Source organism: Solibacillus sp. FSL K6-1126, from assembly GCF_038003445.1.
Taxonomy (GTDB): domain Bacteria; phylum Bacillota; class Bacilli; order Bacillales_A; family Planococcaceae; genus Solibacillus; species Solibacillus silvestris.
On sequence record NZ_JBBOPD010000001.1, the window covers coordinates 452,787 to 468,573 of the forward strand.

The 15,787-nt window shown below is 39.2% G+C and carries 16 protein-coding genes and 1 other RNA gene; 12 read left to right on the forward strand and 5 right to left on the reverse strand.

Annotated elements, in window-relative coordinates; all coding sequences use genetic code 11:
• Position 1: 1 nt before the first annotated feature.
• Positions 2–409 carry a malonate transporter subunit MadL gene (madL, locus tag MHH44_RS02195; RefSeq protein WP_008406216.1) on the reverse strand — a complete coding sequence of 136 codons (408 nt, stop codon included), beginning with the start codon at positions 407–409 and terminating at the stop codon, positions 2–4.
• Positions 410–602: 193 nt separating this feature from the next.
• Between madL and MHH44_RS02200 the strand changes: the two genes are divergently transcribed.
• From MHH44_RS02200 to MHH44_RS02230, 7 genes are read left to right on the forward strand one after another with little or no spacing between them, the layout of a single operon-like run.
• On the forward strand, positions 603–1,253 hold the full coding sequence (locus tag MHH44_RS02200; protein WP_008406217.1) for a GntR family transcriptional regulator: 651 nt from the start codon (positions 603–605) through the stop codon (positions 1,251–1,253).
• 24 nt (positions 1,254–1,277) lie between these two features.
• On the forward strand, positions 1,278–2,204 hold the full coding sequence (locus MHH44_RS02205; RefSeq protein ID WP_340797665.1) for an ACP S-malonyltransferase: 927 nt from the start codon (positions 1,278–1,280) through the stop codon (positions 2,202–2,204).
• Between the two features lie 2 nt (positions 2,205–2,206).
• Positions 2,207–3,856 (forward strand): malonate decarboxylase subunit alpha, encoded by a 1,650-nt coding sequence (gene mdcA, locus MHH44_RS02210; protein WP_340797666.1) that lies wholly within the window; start codon positions 2,207–2,209, stop codon positions 3,854–3,856.
• Positions 3,857–3,868: 12 nt separating this feature from the next.
• Positions 3,869–4,738: a triphosphoribosyl-dephospho-CoA synthase gene (locus MHH44_RS02215; protein WP_340797667.1), complete on the forward strand. Its 870-nt coding sequence runs from the start codon at positions 3,869–3,871 to the stop codon at positions 4,736–4,738.
• Positions 4,692–4,988, forward strand: a complete 297-nt coding sequence (locus tag MHH44_RS02220; protein ID WP_008406224.1) for a malonate decarboxylase subunit delta — start codon at positions 4,692–4,694, stop codon at positions 4,986–4,988. Before MHH44_RS02215 ends, MHH44_RS02220 begins: the two co-directional genes overlap by 47 nt.
• Positions 4,981–6,669, forward strand: coding sequence for a biotin-independent malonate decarboxylase subunit beta (locus MHH44_RS02225; protein WP_340797668.1), 1,689 nt, complete (start codon positions 4,981–4,983; stop codon positions 6,667–6,669). Before MHH44_RS02220 ends, MHH44_RS02225 begins: the two co-directional genes overlap by 8 nt.
• Positions 6,660–7,268, forward strand: coding sequence for a malonate decarboxylase holo-ACP synthase (locus MHH44_RS02230; protein WP_340797669.1), 609 nt, complete (start codon positions 6,660–6,662; stop codon positions 7,266–7,268). Before MHH44_RS02225 ends, MHH44_RS02230 begins: the two co-directional genes overlap by 10 nt.
• Before the next feature lie 429 nt (positions 7,269–7,697).
• Here the strand turns inward: MHH44_RS02230 and MHH44_RS02235 are convergent, their stop codons facing one another.
• From MHH44_RS02235 to MHH44_RS02250, 4 genes are all read right to left on the reverse strand, one after another.
• Positions 7,698–8,228, reverse strand: coding sequence for a GNAT family N-acetyltransferase (locus MHH44_RS02235; RefSeq protein WP_340797670.1), 531 nt, complete (start codon positions 8,226–8,228; stop codon positions 7,698–7,700).
• A 181-nt stretch (positions 8,229–8,409) separates the two neighbouring features.
• Positions 8,410–8,601: non-coding RNA, 6S RNA (gene ssrS, locus MHH44_RS02240), on the reverse strand.
• Between the two features lie 158 nt (positions 8,602–8,759).
• Positions 8,760–9,404, reverse strand: a complete 645-nt coding sequence (locus tag MHH44_RS02245; protein WP_008406231.1) for a YfbR-like 5'-deoxynucleotidase — start codon at positions 9,402–9,404, stop codon at positions 8,760–8,762.
• Positions 9,405–9,769: 365 nt separating this feature from the next.
• Entirely contained in the window at positions 9,770–9,958 is a 189-nt protein-coding gene (locus tag MHH44_RS02250; RefSeq protein ID WP_340797671.1) for a YjfB family protein, read from the reverse strand.
• Between the two features lie 429 nt (positions 9,959–10,387).
• Here MHH44_RS02250 and MHH44_RS02255 point away from each other — a divergent pair, with 429 nt between their 5' ends.
• From MHH44_RS02255 to MHH44_RS02275, 5 genes are all read left to right on the forward strand, one after another.
• The gene (locus MHH44_RS02255; RefSeq protein WP_340797672.1) at positions 10,388–11,131 is read left to right on the forward strand and encodes a LysM peptidoglycan-binding and 3D domain-containing protein; all 744 of its coding nucleotides are present in this window, start codon (positions 10,388–10,390) and stop codon (positions 11,129–11,131) included.
• 86 nt (positions 11,132–11,217) lie between these two features.
• Positions 11,218–11,757 (forward strand): superoxide dismutase family protein, encoded by a 540-nt coding sequence (locus tag MHH44_RS02260; RefSeq protein ID WP_340797673.1) that lies wholly within the window; start codon positions 11,218–11,220, stop codon positions 11,755–11,757.
• Positions 11,758–12,119: 362 nt separating this feature from the next.
• Positions 12,120–13,148, forward strand: coding sequence for a TAXI family TRAP transporter solute-binding subunit (locus tag MHH44_RS02265; protein ID WP_008406235.1), 1,029 nt, complete (start codon positions 12,120–12,122; stop codon positions 13,146–13,148).
• An 84-nt stretch (positions 13,149–13,232) separates the two neighbouring features.
• Complete coding sequence (locus MHH44_RS02270) at positions 13,233–13,739, forward strand: DUF1850 domain-containing protein (protein WP_008406236.1); 507 nt, start codon at positions 13,233–13,235, stop codon at positions 13,737–13,739.
• Positions 13,732–15,747 (forward strand): TRAP transporter permease, encoded by a 2,016-nt coding sequence (locus tag MHH44_RS02275; RefSeq protein WP_340797674.1) that lies wholly within the window; start codon positions 13,732–13,734, stop codon positions 15,745–15,747. Before MHH44_RS02270 ends, MHH44_RS02275 begins: the two co-directional genes overlap by 8 nt.
• Positions 15,748–15,787 lie beyond the last annotated feature (40 nt).

The following is a 15,787-nucleotide window of genomic DNA, read 5'->3' on the forward strand; positions in this document are numbered from 1 at the left end:
ATTAGTTTACCTCCCCTGTTGCTGCGTTATTTTTATTGAACTCAATGGCAGACTCTTTCGCCTTTTTCCCGCTCAATAATGGAACACATAACCAACTAATAAGAACAACTGCAATTCCTGCAATGATCGCAAGAGGACCTCCAGTTAATGCACCTAATACATTTTGACTCGCTGCCATCGCAATAACAATCGGGATATACATTGCATTCCAGAAAGCTAAGCCACTTTGAGCAGGCAGACTGATTTTCCCATTCTTCTGTAATTTATCAACGACTACGATTAATAGTAACATCGCAATACCTACGCCACCCACATTCGAATCAATCCCCATTAAAGCGCCGATCAATTCACCGCAAAACATTCCAAATAAGAAACACCCAGCTAAAATGGCAACACCATATATAACCATAATTCCACCCCTTTATATTGTTTAGAACAGTCGACTGTATTCTGAATATAGAATAAACAATAATATTTACATAAGCAAGGAAAATATTATTTTTTTAAGAGAAAAAATGATTATACGATTGAAATTTACGTTTTAAAGATATAATATGTATTGTATACAGTCGACTATGATTAGTTAAAAGGAGAAGGTTTAGTTGAATTATTTTGAGAGAGCATTGGACAATGCCTTATCGATTAGAATCGCCAATAACTTGTTGGAACAAGTGTTGAGTGGCGAGTTAAGACCAGGAGATCAAGTCGTTGAATCGATATATGCAGAACAGTATGAAACGAGCCGCTCCCCTGTAAGAGAAGCAATTTATTTATTAGCGACAGAAGGAATTATTGAACGTGTTCCAAGAAAAGGGGCATTCATAAAAGGCTATACATTAGATGATATGAAAGATCTATTGGATGTGCGCAATCATTTGGAAATGCTGGCAGCCGAACGTTTAGAAAATCCAAGTAAAGAAAAAGGCACACTGAAAGAAATGAAAGCCGTATTAACTAAAATGACAAAAACGAAAAGCTATACAGAATATACGCACTTAAACTATCAATTTCACTTTCTTATATTCAAGTTAAGCAACAGTCCTGTGCTGAATGATATGTACAGTAAAATTGCGCTGCCATTACTGCGAATTCAAGTAATCCATTTTTCCAATAACGAAATTATTGAAAAATCGATTATCGAGCATACAAAAATATATGAATGCTTAAAAAATGATGACTTGGATCAGCTGAAATCCATATTAAGAAAGCATACAGAGGATGTTATTTTCAGCGTCCGAAATAAGCAGTTATAAAGCAAAGGGAGGGGGAAGTCAACAATGAAGCAGGCATGGCTTTTTCCAGGGCAAGGTTCGCAATATGGCGGGTTTTTAGATGCATTTCCTACACACCCAACTATTAAAGAAACCTTGGATGAAGCTTCAGATGTTTTAGAAACAGAAATTAAGCTGCTTGCAACAGCTGAAAAATTAAAGAGCACAAAAAATGTCCAGCTTACTATGCTGACGGCCGGTGTTGCAACAGCCCGCGCCTTTCTTTATGAAGGCGCAGCACCCGACTATTTGGCAGGTCACTCGGTTGGCGCATTTGCCGCTGCGGTGACGAGTGAGGTACTAACATTTAAAGATGCCCTGCATTTAGTTTCACTTCGTGGGGAACTGATGGAATCTTTGCAGGATGAGGCGTATGGAATGGCAGTTGTTGTAGGCTTACCCGAATCAACTCTTATAGAAATTACGCAAAAATTCCATACGGATCAAAAACCGGTCTATGTATCAAATCGCAATGCACCGCAGCAGCTGACTTTATCAGGTCATAAGGAAGCGATGCAAAATGTACTGGACTACGTATCTGGAAAAGGGGCAAGTTCAGCAAAGATGCTGAATGTTTCTACACCATCCCATTGTCCATTGTTTCTACCTGTTCAGGAAAGATTAGCAATGGAACTGGAGAACATAACGCTTCAAAGGCCGAAATTTCCGTTGATTGCAAATCGCAATGCACGGGTACTTCGCCAGCCTTCTCATATCGTTCAGGATTTGGCTGAAAGTATTGCTTTACCTGTCAGATGGCATGATGCAACTTCGATCTTATTTGAAAATGGAGTTCGTCAATTTATTGAAATGTCGCCAGGGGATGTGTTAAAAAAACTTGCCAAAAATGCGTTTCCAGAGGCGGATAGTTATAGCGTGGAAAAGAATGGGTTTAATGATTGTCTATATTTAGCAAAAAATGAAGGGGTGTAAATATGGTATTAATTCAACAGCAACGTTCTTGGTCAACAAGATTGGAAGGAAAGAAAAAGAGATTAGCGGAAGTGGAGCATCTAGTAAAGGGTGTAACAATTCCTACAGAGAAAATTGTAGATGTACTTGAGTTGCTTATTAAACCGGGGGATCGGGTTGTTTTAGAAGGAAATAATCAAAAGCAGGCGTCATTTTTATCTCAAGCACTCGTAAAGGTCGATCCAGAGCGTGTACATGATTTACATATGATTATGTCCAGTGTGTCACGTCCGGAACATTTAGATATTTTTGAAGAAGGCATTGCTAAAAAAATTGACTTAAGTTTTGCTGGTCCGCAAAGTTTGCGCATCGCCCAAATGATTGAGGATGGAAGGTTAATTTTAGGGGATCTGCACACGTATGTTGAGCTTTATGGAAGATTATTTATCGATTTAATTCCGAATGTAGCGTTAGTTGCAGCAGATAAAGCAGACCGCTTCGGAAATTTATATACAGGACCAAATACAGAAGAAACACCAACAATTGTAGAAGCAGCAGCTTTCCGTGATGGAATTGTAATTGCTCAAGTAAACGAAATTGTGGATGAATTGCCACGTGTCGATATTCCGGGTTCTTGGGTCGATTTCATCGTTGAAGCGGATGAACCATATGAGCTGGAGCCGTTATTTACACGTGACCCGCGCCATATTACAGATATTCAGATTTTACAGGCGATGATGTGTATTCGCGGTATTTATGAAAAACATGGCGTTCAATCATTAAACCATGGGATTGGTTTTAATACAGCTGCAATCGAGCTGCTATTACCTTCATATGGAGAGCAATTAGGCTTGAAGGGGAAAATATGCAAAAACTGGGTTCTTAATCCGCACCCGACATTAATTCCGGCGATTGAAACAGGCTGGGTAGAAAGTGTTCACTGTTTTGGTGGTGAACTAGGGATGGAAAAATATGTGCAGGCACGCCGAGATATTTTCTTCACAGGGAAAGATGGCAGTCTTCGTTCGAATCGGACGTTGGCGCAGCTTGCAGGTCAGTATGCAGTTGATTTATTTATCGGATCGACTCTGCAAATGGATGCATACGGCAATTCTTCGACGGTAACAAAGGGACGTGTTGCAGGTTATGGTGGTGCACCAAATATGGGACATGATCCGGGCGGACGCCGTCACTCAACGGAAGCTTGGTATAACATGATGACGAGTCAGGATGAATTGGCTCGCGGGAAAAAGCTTGTTGTACAAGTTGCCGAAACATTCCAGGATGCCAACACACCTGTTTTTGTTGAACGTTTAGATGCAATTGATGTAAAGAAACAGGCGAATTTAGCAGTTGCCCCGGTCATGATTTATGCGGAAGATGTTACACATGTTGTGACAGAAGAAGGGATTGCATACCTATATAAAACTGATAGTCCTGCAGAACGAAGAGAAATGATTGCTTCGATTGCAGGGGTAACGCCGCTAGGGATGGAAAATGATGTAAAGCGTACAAAATCACTTCGCGAGCGCGGTTTAGTGGCAATGCCGGAAGACTTAAATATTTTACGCGGTGAAGCGAACCGTTCATTGTTGGCAGCAAAAAATATTGACGAGCTTGTTCAATGGTCTGGCGGATTATATGAGCCACCATCAAAATTCAAAAGTTGGTAAGGAGCTGAAGGAATGAAACAGCATGTAATTTGTAAACGGATTGCTGATGAGGCTGTTGCAGCATTAATCGAAGAAGTTCAATTGACACCAAAGCCAGGTTTAGTAGATACAGAAAATAATGGTGCACATCATGATTTATCTTTAACAAAAATGCAGAATTCAGCACATTCTTTGCACAATACGTTTTATCAAATGGCAATGCTGAGTTTCAACCGACAGCCAACAGTAGAAATAAGGGAACAATTTGGTGCAATTGGACGGAATGGTGAAAAGGAAATGTTTGCGGTTACTGAAAATAGTAATACGCATAAAGGGGCAATCTGGTCGATTGGATTACTTTGTTCCGCAATAGCTCGAAGACAGGGCCAAGTGCTCTTCCCGCAAGTATTTAATGATGCTGCGGAAATGGCCAATCTTCCGGATCAATATATTCCAAAGTCCAAAACAAACGGAAGTAAAGTGAAAGAGAATTATGGGATTCCAGGTGCCAGAGAAGAAGCACAGCAGGCGTTCCCTCATATTCAAAAGTTTAGTTTGCCAGCATTTTTACAAGCGGCTCAAAGGATGTCGCTAAGAGATGCGAAACTTCATACGTTACTAGTATTGATTGCAAATTTAAACGACACTTGTTTACTTCATCGAGGCGGTCTGGAAGGATTGGAGTTTGCGAAACAGGAAGCAAAGAAACTGCTAACAAACTTTTCAATTTCAAATATGAAGAAACTAGATGAGTTGTATATTAAGCACTGGTTATCTCCAGGGGGATCTGCTGATTTATTGGCGGCCACATTATTCGTAATTAATATGTCAGATAAACTGAAAAGGGGTGCACAGCATGGAAAAGTTGAATTACACGTTTCAGGCAAATCGTCCGGTTACTAAGCAAGCACATATTGGGGTTGTAGGATCTGGGGATTTAGAAATACTGATCCAGCCAATCGAAGGCTCGGAAACAAAAGTAGAAGTTCGTACAGGTATTACGGGTTATGCTGAAACTTGGCAAAAAGTAGTGGAGCGTTTTGTTTTACAGCAAGATATATTGGCTTCAATTAAGATTAATGATTTCGGGGCAACACCAGGTGTCGTATCGATACGACTTGCACAGGCAGCGGAGGTGGTTTTCGGTGAATAATTCTATTAAATTACCTGTAAGTATAGTAGAGAGTAAGGCAAGAGAACGTGCACTATTACTACTAGATGAAGGAACAGCAAATGAAATATTAGGTCCATTCGACTTTTTTGAATCACCACATTTAGAAGCGCAAAATATCGTACCGCAAAGTGATGACGGGATGATCATAATGCTAGGGAAAATTCGAGGTCGCCGTTCATTAGTTATTTCAATAGAAGGAAGTTTCCAAGGTGGGGGAATCGGTGAAGTTTCCGGGGCGAAATTTGCAGGTGCCTTAGAGCGTGCATATGAATCTTGTGAAGCAGGGGAACTGATTTACCCGGTCATCATTTACGATACAGGCGGCGTTCGTCTCCAAGAAGCAAACTACGGGTTGCTTTCGATTGCTGAAATTAGTTCGGCGATTGTTGCTTTGAAAAAGTATGTACCTGTAATCGGCATTATTCCGGGGAAAGTCGGTTCTTTCGGAGGGATGTCTCTAACAGCTGGACTTTGTTCTGCTCTAATCATGACACGAGAAGGTCGACTTGGTATGAATGGCCCTGAAGTAGTTCAGCAAGAAGCGGGTATTCAAGAGCTAAATGCAAAACAGAAACCTTTCATTTGGAAAATGATTGGCGGATCAATGCGCTACAATTCGAAATTAGTCGATGCTGTTATTGAGGATGATGTTGTCAATTACTTAGATACGCTGGAAAACTTATGGACAAATAACAACTTCAAACAAAGAACAATGGAGTACGATACATTCTTAAATACGCTGAACCATTTGCAGTTTGAACAGAAAATCGGTACTGATGAAGCCCAGGAGATTTTAAGTAACCGATCGGAATTGGCAGCTGGTGAAGCAACGATTACAGATGGGGAAAATACAAGCAGAGGCCGTACGTGGTTTAATGCATTTACAAATAACGCACCATCAATTTCAGAAACGCCATCTGTTTTAGTGGCAGATGCCCATTTAAATGGAGAAAAAGCTCGTTTCATTGCTGTTGTGCCAAACAGTGAAAATAAATTTTACCGTGCCCGCAATGGGGAGTTTGGTCTGCAGGAAGCCTGGACGGTTGCGAAATATGTTCGTCAGGCAATCGAAGAAGATAAGGATTCAGCAGAAAAGAGATTAATCGTTCCAATTGTCGATGTTCCGGGTCAGGCATTCGGCTACCATGAAGAATTATTCGGCATTTATTTAGCGTGTGCAGCAAGTGTTGAGGCATATGCAGTTGCTCGACAAAGTGGGCACCCAATTGTTACATGTGTTGTAGGAAAAGCAATTTCAGGGGCATTTCTGGCACACGGTATGCAAGGAAACCGTATTATTTCGCTTGATGATTCAGAAGTGCAAGTACATGTAATGTCCAAGAAGTCTGCAGCTCTTGTTACAATGCGTACTGTTGAAGAATTGGACGAATTCGCGAAGTCTGTTCCATCGATGGCGTATGATGTCCATTCATTCAAAACACTAGGTGCATTATATGAGTTAATCGACGGTATTAACGCAGACGAACCAACTAATGAACAAGTTCAAAAAGTCATTCATTCGATTACATCGGCAAAAGAAGATATTATTCAGTCCGGAGATAGAACGTTGGCAAATCGAATTCAATCAACAATAGCGGTTGAAAATGGTCGTAAGGCATCGATTGCTGTACGTGGGAAAATCGCACAACAATGGAACTAACTGTACATGATCTAGTGTTTTTGAAGTCCATGGATCAGATTGATTACTTTGGTCAATATCCTGATTGGATGAATGAGGATGAAATGGCTCAAGGCATTGCTGTTGTGAGACGAATGAAAGTAGAGGACGGGAAAGTTGCGATAGGCTTTCGTGGGGACAATCGATCTAAACGATTTGCAGCGATTACAAATATATCTAACATTAAACGAGTAATTCGGCCGTTTGATGTTCTGGCAAATTCATATCCTGCGACCCATATTCAGTCGCTTACTTATATCGAAAAGGTATTGGATGGTTTGAAATGGGGAATTGGCGGAAGTGTAGGTTTTTCGATGGCAACAGGAATCACTGTTTGCCATGAAAACAGTGATATTGATATTATTTTATACTGCAAAAGGTTGCAGGAACTCGATCAGTTGACACCAATTTTTTCTCAGCTGCAGAAAAGTAAAAGTGCTCACCGTGTTGATGTCCAAGTGGAGATTTTAGGCGTTGGGGCGGTTGTTTTAGCTGATTACTTAAACCACTCTTCTTTTATAGTAAGAACGAGTACTGGACCGATTCTGCTTGAAAAAGAGTCATTGATCTATAAGGGATAGCGAATTATTTGAGGGTGGGACATAACCCAAAATTGCCATTTTTCTCTTAGAGAAAAATGGCTTTTTTTGCTGAGCGTAAAAATTGATTTCCATTCCGGGACGCTTTCCGCGGGCGTGAGGCCAACAGGATGTTGGTCACAAAAGCGTTGCCACAGGAGGTGGCGTTCTTAGCTTTTGTTCCTAGTCTCAGGCGTCACGCTATTCCCGCAGGAAGCTTTGCTTGTAGCGAAAGGCGTAGCTGTCAGCTACACTCGCCCTCCATTCCAATCAATTTTATAAAACATCCGTTTCTTAATAAGGTTTTTCTCCTTAGTTTATGAAATTTCTACTTCTGTCCCAGCCTTTTTTTGTTTGAGCAAATTTGCAGAGTTACTAAAAATAAAGGCCTATATCTTATTGAAGGTACAGGCAGTAGGGAGGGGAACTAAATTAGTCTGTTTTTAATCGTGAATACATATTGATGTCGATAAAGTTTCCTTTAGATTTTTCGTATTGTCTAAGAGTTCCTTCAAACTTGAAATTAAGTTTTTGTAAAACCTTGATTGAATTGACATTAGCGGGTTCTACTTTTGCCTCAATTCTATTCAGTTTCAAAGCTTCAAAAGCACAATCCAGTAACGCATTAATACCTTCTGGAGCAAATCCCATGCCCCAATAGGCTTTGGCAATGTCGTAACCAATCTCCGCCTTTGCATTGTCAAAATCTATAGCGTTAAATCCACACGTACCTATTATTTCATTCGAATCCCGTTCAATCATGCTGAAACGAACAGCTTTACCGTCCTGAGCCAAATCCTCAAGCAGTTCGATCATTTCTTTCGCCTGAGTTTCATGTGTAAAGCTGGATATGTTCATGAATTCAGTTACATGTGGATCAGACCATATTTTAAACAAGCTGGGTGAGTCTGAAGTTTTCATTCTTCTCAAATACAATCTTTTAGTATTCAGTTCTTGTATCAATTTAATTACCTCCAATATTTTTTAATCAGTTAGATAAAAAATATTGCCATCTGCGCATAGTTCAGTCCCTTCAAGGTTATAGATTTTATATTCAGATGATACCAGGAAAAGGAAAATAAAAAAACACCTACACATAAATTCGTGTAAGTGTCTGTATGTTGTTATGGCTGTATTGCTTATGTAAGCAGCCACATTGCCGTAGTTATTATAGAAAGTTTTAAACCACCACTCCTCAAAGTGGGTGTTCGCAAATGCTATCCTGTCTATCCTGAAGTCAAAAGAGTCCAGGCACGCCATTCCAACATCGATGTAAAACTCCCTGTATAAGTATAAAGGTTAAAACTTAATATTCGTACGTACAACGTAGCCTTATTGTTATCTTATAGTAAGTTAATGTGGAATGCAATAAAGTATGTTTTTAAAAAAAAGTCAAATAATTTGAATGGTTTTATTGAAGTTTTTCGAAATCAAAAGCTGGATTTATTACCAAAATAAAAAAGCCTTCCTTATATATTAGGAAGCCTTCCGTTATTATTCTGTATGCTGCTGTAAAATATTTTCTGTTAAAAGTGCAATATCGATGACTGTCTTTTCCGTTACAACATCCGATAAAATTTCGTTGCGGAAATAGTCTACAGATACCGGCAGATCGATCAACAGTAACTTGCTTAGTGCAGTTTCATACATATGCACAAATTCTTTGTCGGTATTTCCTCGCTTCAGTTCTGAAAATGACTCGTAAAACTGATCCAGCTTATCGGCAAATTCAAGCAGTCGTCCTTCAATTGTGTGATCCTTGCCTTCTTTCATACGGTCAAAAAATACATCCTGTAAATCAAGCGGAATTTCTTCCAGAATAAATTTTTCCATCATTTTCTCTTCGACATGTGAAAGCATTTGCTTTAGTTCAACGCTTGCATGTTTGACAGGTGTTTTAATGTCCCCGATAAACACTTCGGCAAAGTCATGATTAATCGTCTTTTCATATAACGATTTCCAATCAATTTGACTGCCTGCACGTTCTTCCAATGTTGCAAAAAACATCGCATACTGCGAAACCTTCCACGAGTGTGCTGCCACATTATGCTCTTCAAATTTAAAGCGGCCCGGACAACGGATGATACGCTCTAAATCATTTAAACTGGTAAAAAACGTATGGATACCTATAATAATCACTCCTTTTTGTTTATATCATCATTGTACTATTAGTTATACCCGAAAAATGATTTTTTAAAAGTGTTTAACCGAAATTTAACGTGCGGTTTACATTAAGGGATGATGTTTTTCTAATTAAATGAAAAAATTCAAAAAAGCGTATTCGATTGTCCAATTAAAGTTGGATTATCTAATATAGTATGAAGAATTTCTAAAATGTCTCCTCGTTTTGCTAATATGTGATTCAGAAGTGCCAATAACAGGTCTAATTTCTAATTACTAAAAAAATCTTCTAATATCTTCAATCCTGCCAAATGCAAAACCTGTATTTAAAAACAGAAAGGACGCTCACGTAAAATGATGAGCGTCCTTTCTTATTTTTAAAACTAAACCTGGACGTCAATCATTTGTCCTTTATAAGGGTGGGGTGCTGGAGTTGCTTGCGGTTGGGGCATTGCTTCAATCATTTGAATAGCAGTTGCCGCGCCGGTATTCATTGCCTTGTCTAAAATACTCATCTGCACAGTTTGCTGTAGCGAGGCAAGCTGAGCTGACATGATGGCGTTTAATTCCATAGTAATCCCTCCTTTTCATTTGTCCCGCATTAACGGGCAGTACAACTCCCGCTTCTAGGCGGGAGCTCGATAGCCCGTAAAAGCCCGATTGGTTCAACTAACAACCAGTAGGGGATGAACACCCCTACTGATTGAAGTTTCACTTTATATCGTCAAAATTGAAAGAATTATTAAAGGAATAGGCGGATTTGTAATAAGTCTGAAAACGAATTCCCATTTATTATTTCTTCTTTTCCTGTCACTTCGCAAAAAAATGGAAAATCTATGTATAAATCGCTTCAAATTTAGTAATAATTATCCAAAAGCTCTGCAATGTGCTTGTAATGGAGGGTTCATATCCGCGTCATCGTGTTGCAATGTATTTGCTGTAAGGTTAAAGCAGAGTCAAAACAAATTAAATTTATTTGGGAAATATGGAGGGACAGAAATTTGACAAAGAAAAAATTAATGGCAGTTCTATTGGCAGGAGTATTCGCTACAGGGGGGCTATTTGCATCTCAAGCTTCTGCAGATACTTATACTATCCAACCTGAAGATACACTTTATAAAATAAGTAAACAGTTTCAAACATCAGTTGAAGAGATAAAGGAATTGAACAATTTAAATAGTAATACAATTTTTGTTGGGGATACATTAAAAATTGGTGGTCATGATGAGAAAGTATATACGATTTCACCAGGCGATACGTTGTTCCATATTGCATTGGCCCATGATGCAACAGTTGATCAGTTACAAAAATGGAACAATATCGATTCAGATTTAATTTATCCGGGTGACGCCATTACAGTATCCGGACCTCAACAGGAGTATGCCAAGAGTGAAGTGAAAAGCGCGACAGGCGGTACACAAGCGAAAACTTCAACAAGTTCAGTTCCTGATACAGGAAGAACAATGACTGTTGAAGCGACAGCATACACAGCCTATTGTGAAGGATGTTCAGGTACAACGGCAAATGGTACCGATTTACGCGCCAATCCAAATTTAAAAGTAATTGCAGTAGACCCACGAATCATTCCGTTAGGGACAAAAGTTTGGGTTGAAGGATATGGGGAAGCCATTGCAGCTGACACAGGCGGGGCAATAAAGGGAAATAAAATTGATGTATTTATTCCGGATTTAGATAACGCCTACGAATGGGGCCGCCGTTCAGTAACAATCAAAATTTTAGACTAATATGAAAGAAGCCACTCAAATTTTGGGTGGCTTTTTTGTATAATCAGCCTTCTTTATTGAAATACTAGCTGCAAGGAGGGGATAGTGTGCGAGTAATTAGCTTATTTGTATGTGTACTATTATTAAGCGGATGTAATTTATTTCAAAAGGAAGCCGTCCCGGTAAGTGCACCAGAAGCATTATCTGCGAAGGCGCAGATGTATGATACAAAGAACAACCTAGTTGGTGAAATCTTATTTAAAGAATCATCTAAAGGAGTCGAACTGACTGCTGTTTTAAATAATTTACCGCCGGGTGATCACGGAATCCATCTACATGAGTTTGGGAAGTGTGAACCTCCAAGCTTTGAATCGGCAGGTGCCCATTTCAATCCAACGAAAAAGCAGCATGGCGTCGATAATCCAGCAGGCCCACATTTAGGGGATCTTCCGAATATTACTGTGGATGATGCAGGTGAAGTGGAATTAAACTTTGTGACAGCCGATTTTACACTTGAAAAAGGGAAAGAAAATTCCCTGTTTGATGAAGATGGCACATCTGTTGTCATTCACGAAAAAGCAGACGATTATAAAACAGACCCATCAGGGAATTCGGGAGCTCGGATTGTATGTGGGGTAGTTAAGTAATAGTTAAAGCACGGAATCGAATGCTAAACACGAAAAATACCATTTTCTCCAAAAGTGAGAAAAGGTATTTTTTTTATTTTAAGTAATAAATTAGAAGTAGAGATGCAATTCGAGTTGTAGATATCATATATTAGAAAAATAAATTTATACATTTATTATGCATAACATTACATAATTTGATAGAAGAAATTGATTTCGGAATTTAAAAGAGTTAGTGAAAAACATCATTCTATAGCACTTTTATGCTTTTAATAGAAGATTAAAAAATACTGAATAATTAGACTTTTAAGATATTAATTGACTTTTGAATATTTGTGTATGTAAAATGAATTCTATAATAAGGTAAAAAGGGGGATAATTTCATGTTCAAGTCTAAAAATATGCTTTTCTTATTAGTGCTAAGTGCATTCATTTTAGTTCTGGCTGCATGTGGTGCGGATGATGAGGCTGAAACATCATCAGGTACTGAAACATCAACTGGTACTGACACAACGGATTCTGGTTCTGAAAAAGCAGATTTCGGGGATGTTAAATTTTTAAGTATTTTAACAGGTGGTACGCAAGGGACTTACTATCCATTAGGAGGAACATTTGCGGATTTAATTACAACGGATACAGGGGTAAAAACAACTGCTGAGGTATCACAAGCTTCAGCTGCAAACATGACAGCTTTAGCTGCAGGTGATGGTGAAGTTGCATTCGTTCAAACTGATATTGCTTACTATGCAACTCAAGGTACTTTAATGTTTGAAGGACAAAAAATTGACTCTGTAGTAGCATTAGGAGCTTTATACCCAGAAACAGTTCAATTAGTCACATTAGCGGATTCTGGCATTAAAACATTTGCAGATTTAAAAGGTAAAAAAGTTTCTGTAGGTGCACCAGGTTCTGGTACTTATGCAAACGCTGAGCAATTATTGGAAATCCACGGATTATCAATTGAAGATGATATTCAAGCACAAAACTTAGACTTCGGTGAATCTACTGATGGTATTCAATCAGGTCAAATTGATGCAGCATTCATTACAGCTGGTTACCCAACTGGTGCTGTAGAAGCTTTAAATGCTACAAATGGTGTACACATTATTCCGGTTGAAGCAGACAAAGCAGCAGAATTAATCGAGAAATACCCTTACTATGCAGTAGATAATATTCCTGCTGGCACATATGGTTTAGAAGCAGAAGTTCCTGCTGTTTCTGTAGGTGCAATGTTAGCGGTAAATAAAGACCTGCCAGAAGATTTAGTGTATGCAATGACAAAAGCAATCTATGATAATACAGATAAAATTGGTCATGCTAAAGGCGAATTTATTAAAGCTGAAACAGGCTTAGACGGAATCGGTATTGAAGTACACCCAGGTGCACAAAGATACTTTGACGAAGTAAAGTAATTAGGGAAAACTAAGGGCCTCTGTCGCAAAAAAAGCTTCAGAGGCCTTTGTTGTATTTTTATATTTAAGCGAGTGATCATCCAAATGAAAAAATGGATTTTTATCATCCTTGTTCTTCTAAGTGTTATCGTTTGGTTTATTCCTTTTGAACGGAGCATAACTTTTACAGAGACAAGAGTAGAAAAGCCGGTACAACACTTTTTGCCGTTAAAGAATGAAAATGAGTTCCAGCTGGTTTTCACCCATTCCATACATTTAACGGATGTGACAGAGAGCTATAAAGTGCTGCCTACAAACGAATTTCAGCTGCTTGCAATGGAATACACCGATGTAGCTATTGGGATGCCCGGACATGCAGAGGAAGGGCAGACTCTTCATTATGAAGATGGTGTTTATACACTTCAATACAACGATGCAAAATTAGAAGAATTTACGTTACATATTGGGAATGTCAACTATAAATTAAATCTTCAGCATAAAGGCAAAGTCATTCCTTTAAAAAAGCATTTAGTACGTGGGAAATCCTATTTAGTAACAATTCAAAGATTGTCTTTATATGACAAAATGAAAGGAGTCGAATTAGATGACTGACAAAAAAGCGGCTTTAGATCCTGGAGCTTTACACGAATCACTTACTTTGGAACAGCAGCAGGAATTATTGGAAAAATACGATTTGGAATCGAATCAGCGTAACCCTCAAAATTTCATGAAGCATATTATCTATTTTGGTTTGCTTGCATTTACACTTTTTCAAGTATACACGGCAATTTTCGGACAGTTTCCAGCGCAAATCCAGCGTACGGTTCACATTGGATTTGCACTGACGTTTGTGTTTCTATTATTCCCGGCAAGCCGTAAGCTATCAAAACGGACAATTCCGTTTTATGACTATATTTTGGCTGTTATTGCTATTGTTGTAGGGAGTTATTGGGTAATCAATTATGACAGGCTTGTTCAAAGTTTAGGTCAACTTCAAACAATGGATTTCTATATCGGAATTCTGGCGGTAATTATCGTATTGGAAGGTGCCCGTAGAGCGGTCGGATTGCCAATCACAATAATTGCGGGGCTGTTTTTACTTTACGCATTTTATGGTCAGTACATGCCGGACTTTATGGCACACCGCGGGCAAAGCTTGGATAGTATTGTGAACTTAATGTTCTTCTCGACAGACGGGATTTTAGGGACACCACTAGCAGTATCTTCTACGTTTATTTTCGCGTTCTTATTATTTGGAGCGTTCCTTGTCAAAACAGGGGTAGGGGAATACTTCAATGATTTAGCGATTTCGGTTGCCGGAAAATTAGTAGGTGGTCCTGCCAAAGTAGCGATTTTCTCATCTGCTTTACAAGGCACAATTTCAGGAAGTTCTGTAGCGAACGTAGTAACTTCCGGATCATATACAATTCCGATGATGAAACGTCTCGGCTACAATAAAAACTTTGCTGGTGCAGTAGAAGCATCGGCATCAACAGGTGGTCAGTTAATGCCGCCGATTATGGGTGCTGCAGCATTCTTAATGGTTGAGTTTATCGGTCGCGGTGTTACGTATTGGGATATTGCCAAGGCAGCTGCCATTCCGGCAATTTTATACTTTACAGGTATTTGGATCATGACACACTTTGAAGCGAAGCGTTTAGGATTACGTGGCTTAAAAGATGAAGAGATGCCAGATCGCAGTAAAGTATTCAAGAAAATCTATTTACTTATTCCAATTGTATTGATTATCATCCTCATGATGTCAGGTGTACCGGTAATTCATGCGGCGCTATACGGTATTATCTCCTGTATCATCGTCGGGTTTATTAATCCGGATGTGAAATTCGGTCTTAAAGAAATTATCGATGGTATGGTTGATGGTGCACGTTCGGCATTAGCAGTAGCTGCTGCAACAGCTTGTGCGGGTATTATCGTCGGTGTTGTTGTAAAGACAGGTCTAGGGCTGTCTCTAGCAAACAGCTTAGTAAAATTAGCAGGTGGCAGTATTCTCCTTACATTATTCTTTGTAATGATTGCTTCGTTAATTTTAGGTATGGGTGCACCGACAACGGCAAACTATGTTATTACATCAACGATTGCTGCACCGGCTATCATTGCATTACTTGCACCGGATGTACCGGCAAGTGCAGCTCCACTGATTGTAGTTCTATCAGCACACTTCTTCGTGTTCTATTTCGGTATTATTGCGGATATTACACCACCTGTAGCGCTCGCCGCCTTTGCAGCATCCGGTATTTCAGGAGGAGATCCGATTCGTACTGGTGTGAACTCCGCGAAGCTTGCTATCGCGGCATTCATTATTCCATATATGATTGTCTTCTCACCGGCATTGCTTATGATTGATGTAACGATCTGGCAAATCTTATGGGTAGTGTTTACTGCAGTCATGGGTATGATTGCAATAGGTGTTGGAATTATTGGCTACTGGTATCGCCCTGTGAGCTGGATTGAACGCATTGTTTTATTGGCAGCAGGTTTAGCGATGATTTATCCTGAATCATTATCGGATACAATTGGACTTATTGTATTTGGAATTATGTTCGTGATTCAATATGTTACTAGAAATAAAGAAAACGGTTCAAAAGTGGCCATTTCATAAAAAAGAGAGCGTCTGAAATTTAATTTCAGGCGCTTTTCTA

Excerpts from the sequence above, each read along its gene's own strand:
- madL (WP_008406216.1), bottom strand. The coding sequence starts at position 409 with ATGGTTATATATGGTGTTGCCATTTTAGCTGGGTGTTTCTTATTTGGA.
- mdcA (WP_340797666.1), top strand. The coding sequence starts at position 2,207 with ATGGTATTAATTCAACAGCAACGTTCTTGGTCAACAAGATTGGAAGGA.
- MHH44_RS02215 (WP_340797667.1), top strand. The coding sequence starts at position 3,869 with ATGAAACAGCATGTAATTTGTAAACGGATTGCTGATGAGGCTGTTGCA.
- MHH44_RS02270 (WP_008406236.1), top strand. The coding sequence starts at position 13,233 with ATGAAAAAATGGATTTTTATCATCCTTGTTCTTCTAAGTGTTATCGTT.
- MHH44_RS02265 (WP_008406235.1), top strand. The coding sequence starts at position 12,120 with ATGTTCAAGTCTAAAAATATGCTTTTCTTATTAGTGCTAAGTGCATTC.
- MHH44_RS02230 (WP_340797669.1), top strand. The coding sequence starts at position 6,660 with ATGGAACTAACTGTACATGATCTAGTGTTTTTGAAGTCCATGGATCAG.
- MHH44_RS02220 (WP_008406224.1), top strand. The coding sequence starts at position 4,692 with ATGGAAAAGTTGAATTACACGTTTCAGGCAAATCGTCCGGTTACTAAG.
- MHH44_RS02205 (WP_340797665.1), top strand. The coding sequence starts at position 1,278 with ATGAAGCAGGCATGGCTTTTTCCAGGGCAAGGTTCGCAATATGGCGGG.
- MHH44_RS02250 (WP_340797671.1), bottom strand. The coding sequence starts at position 9,958 with ATGGAATTAAACGCCATCATGTCAGCTCAGCTTGCCTCGCTACAGCAA.
- MHH44_RS02275 (WP_340797674.1), top strand. The coding sequence starts at position 13,732 with ATGACTGACAAAAAAGCGGCTTTAGATCCTGGAGCTTTACACGAATCA.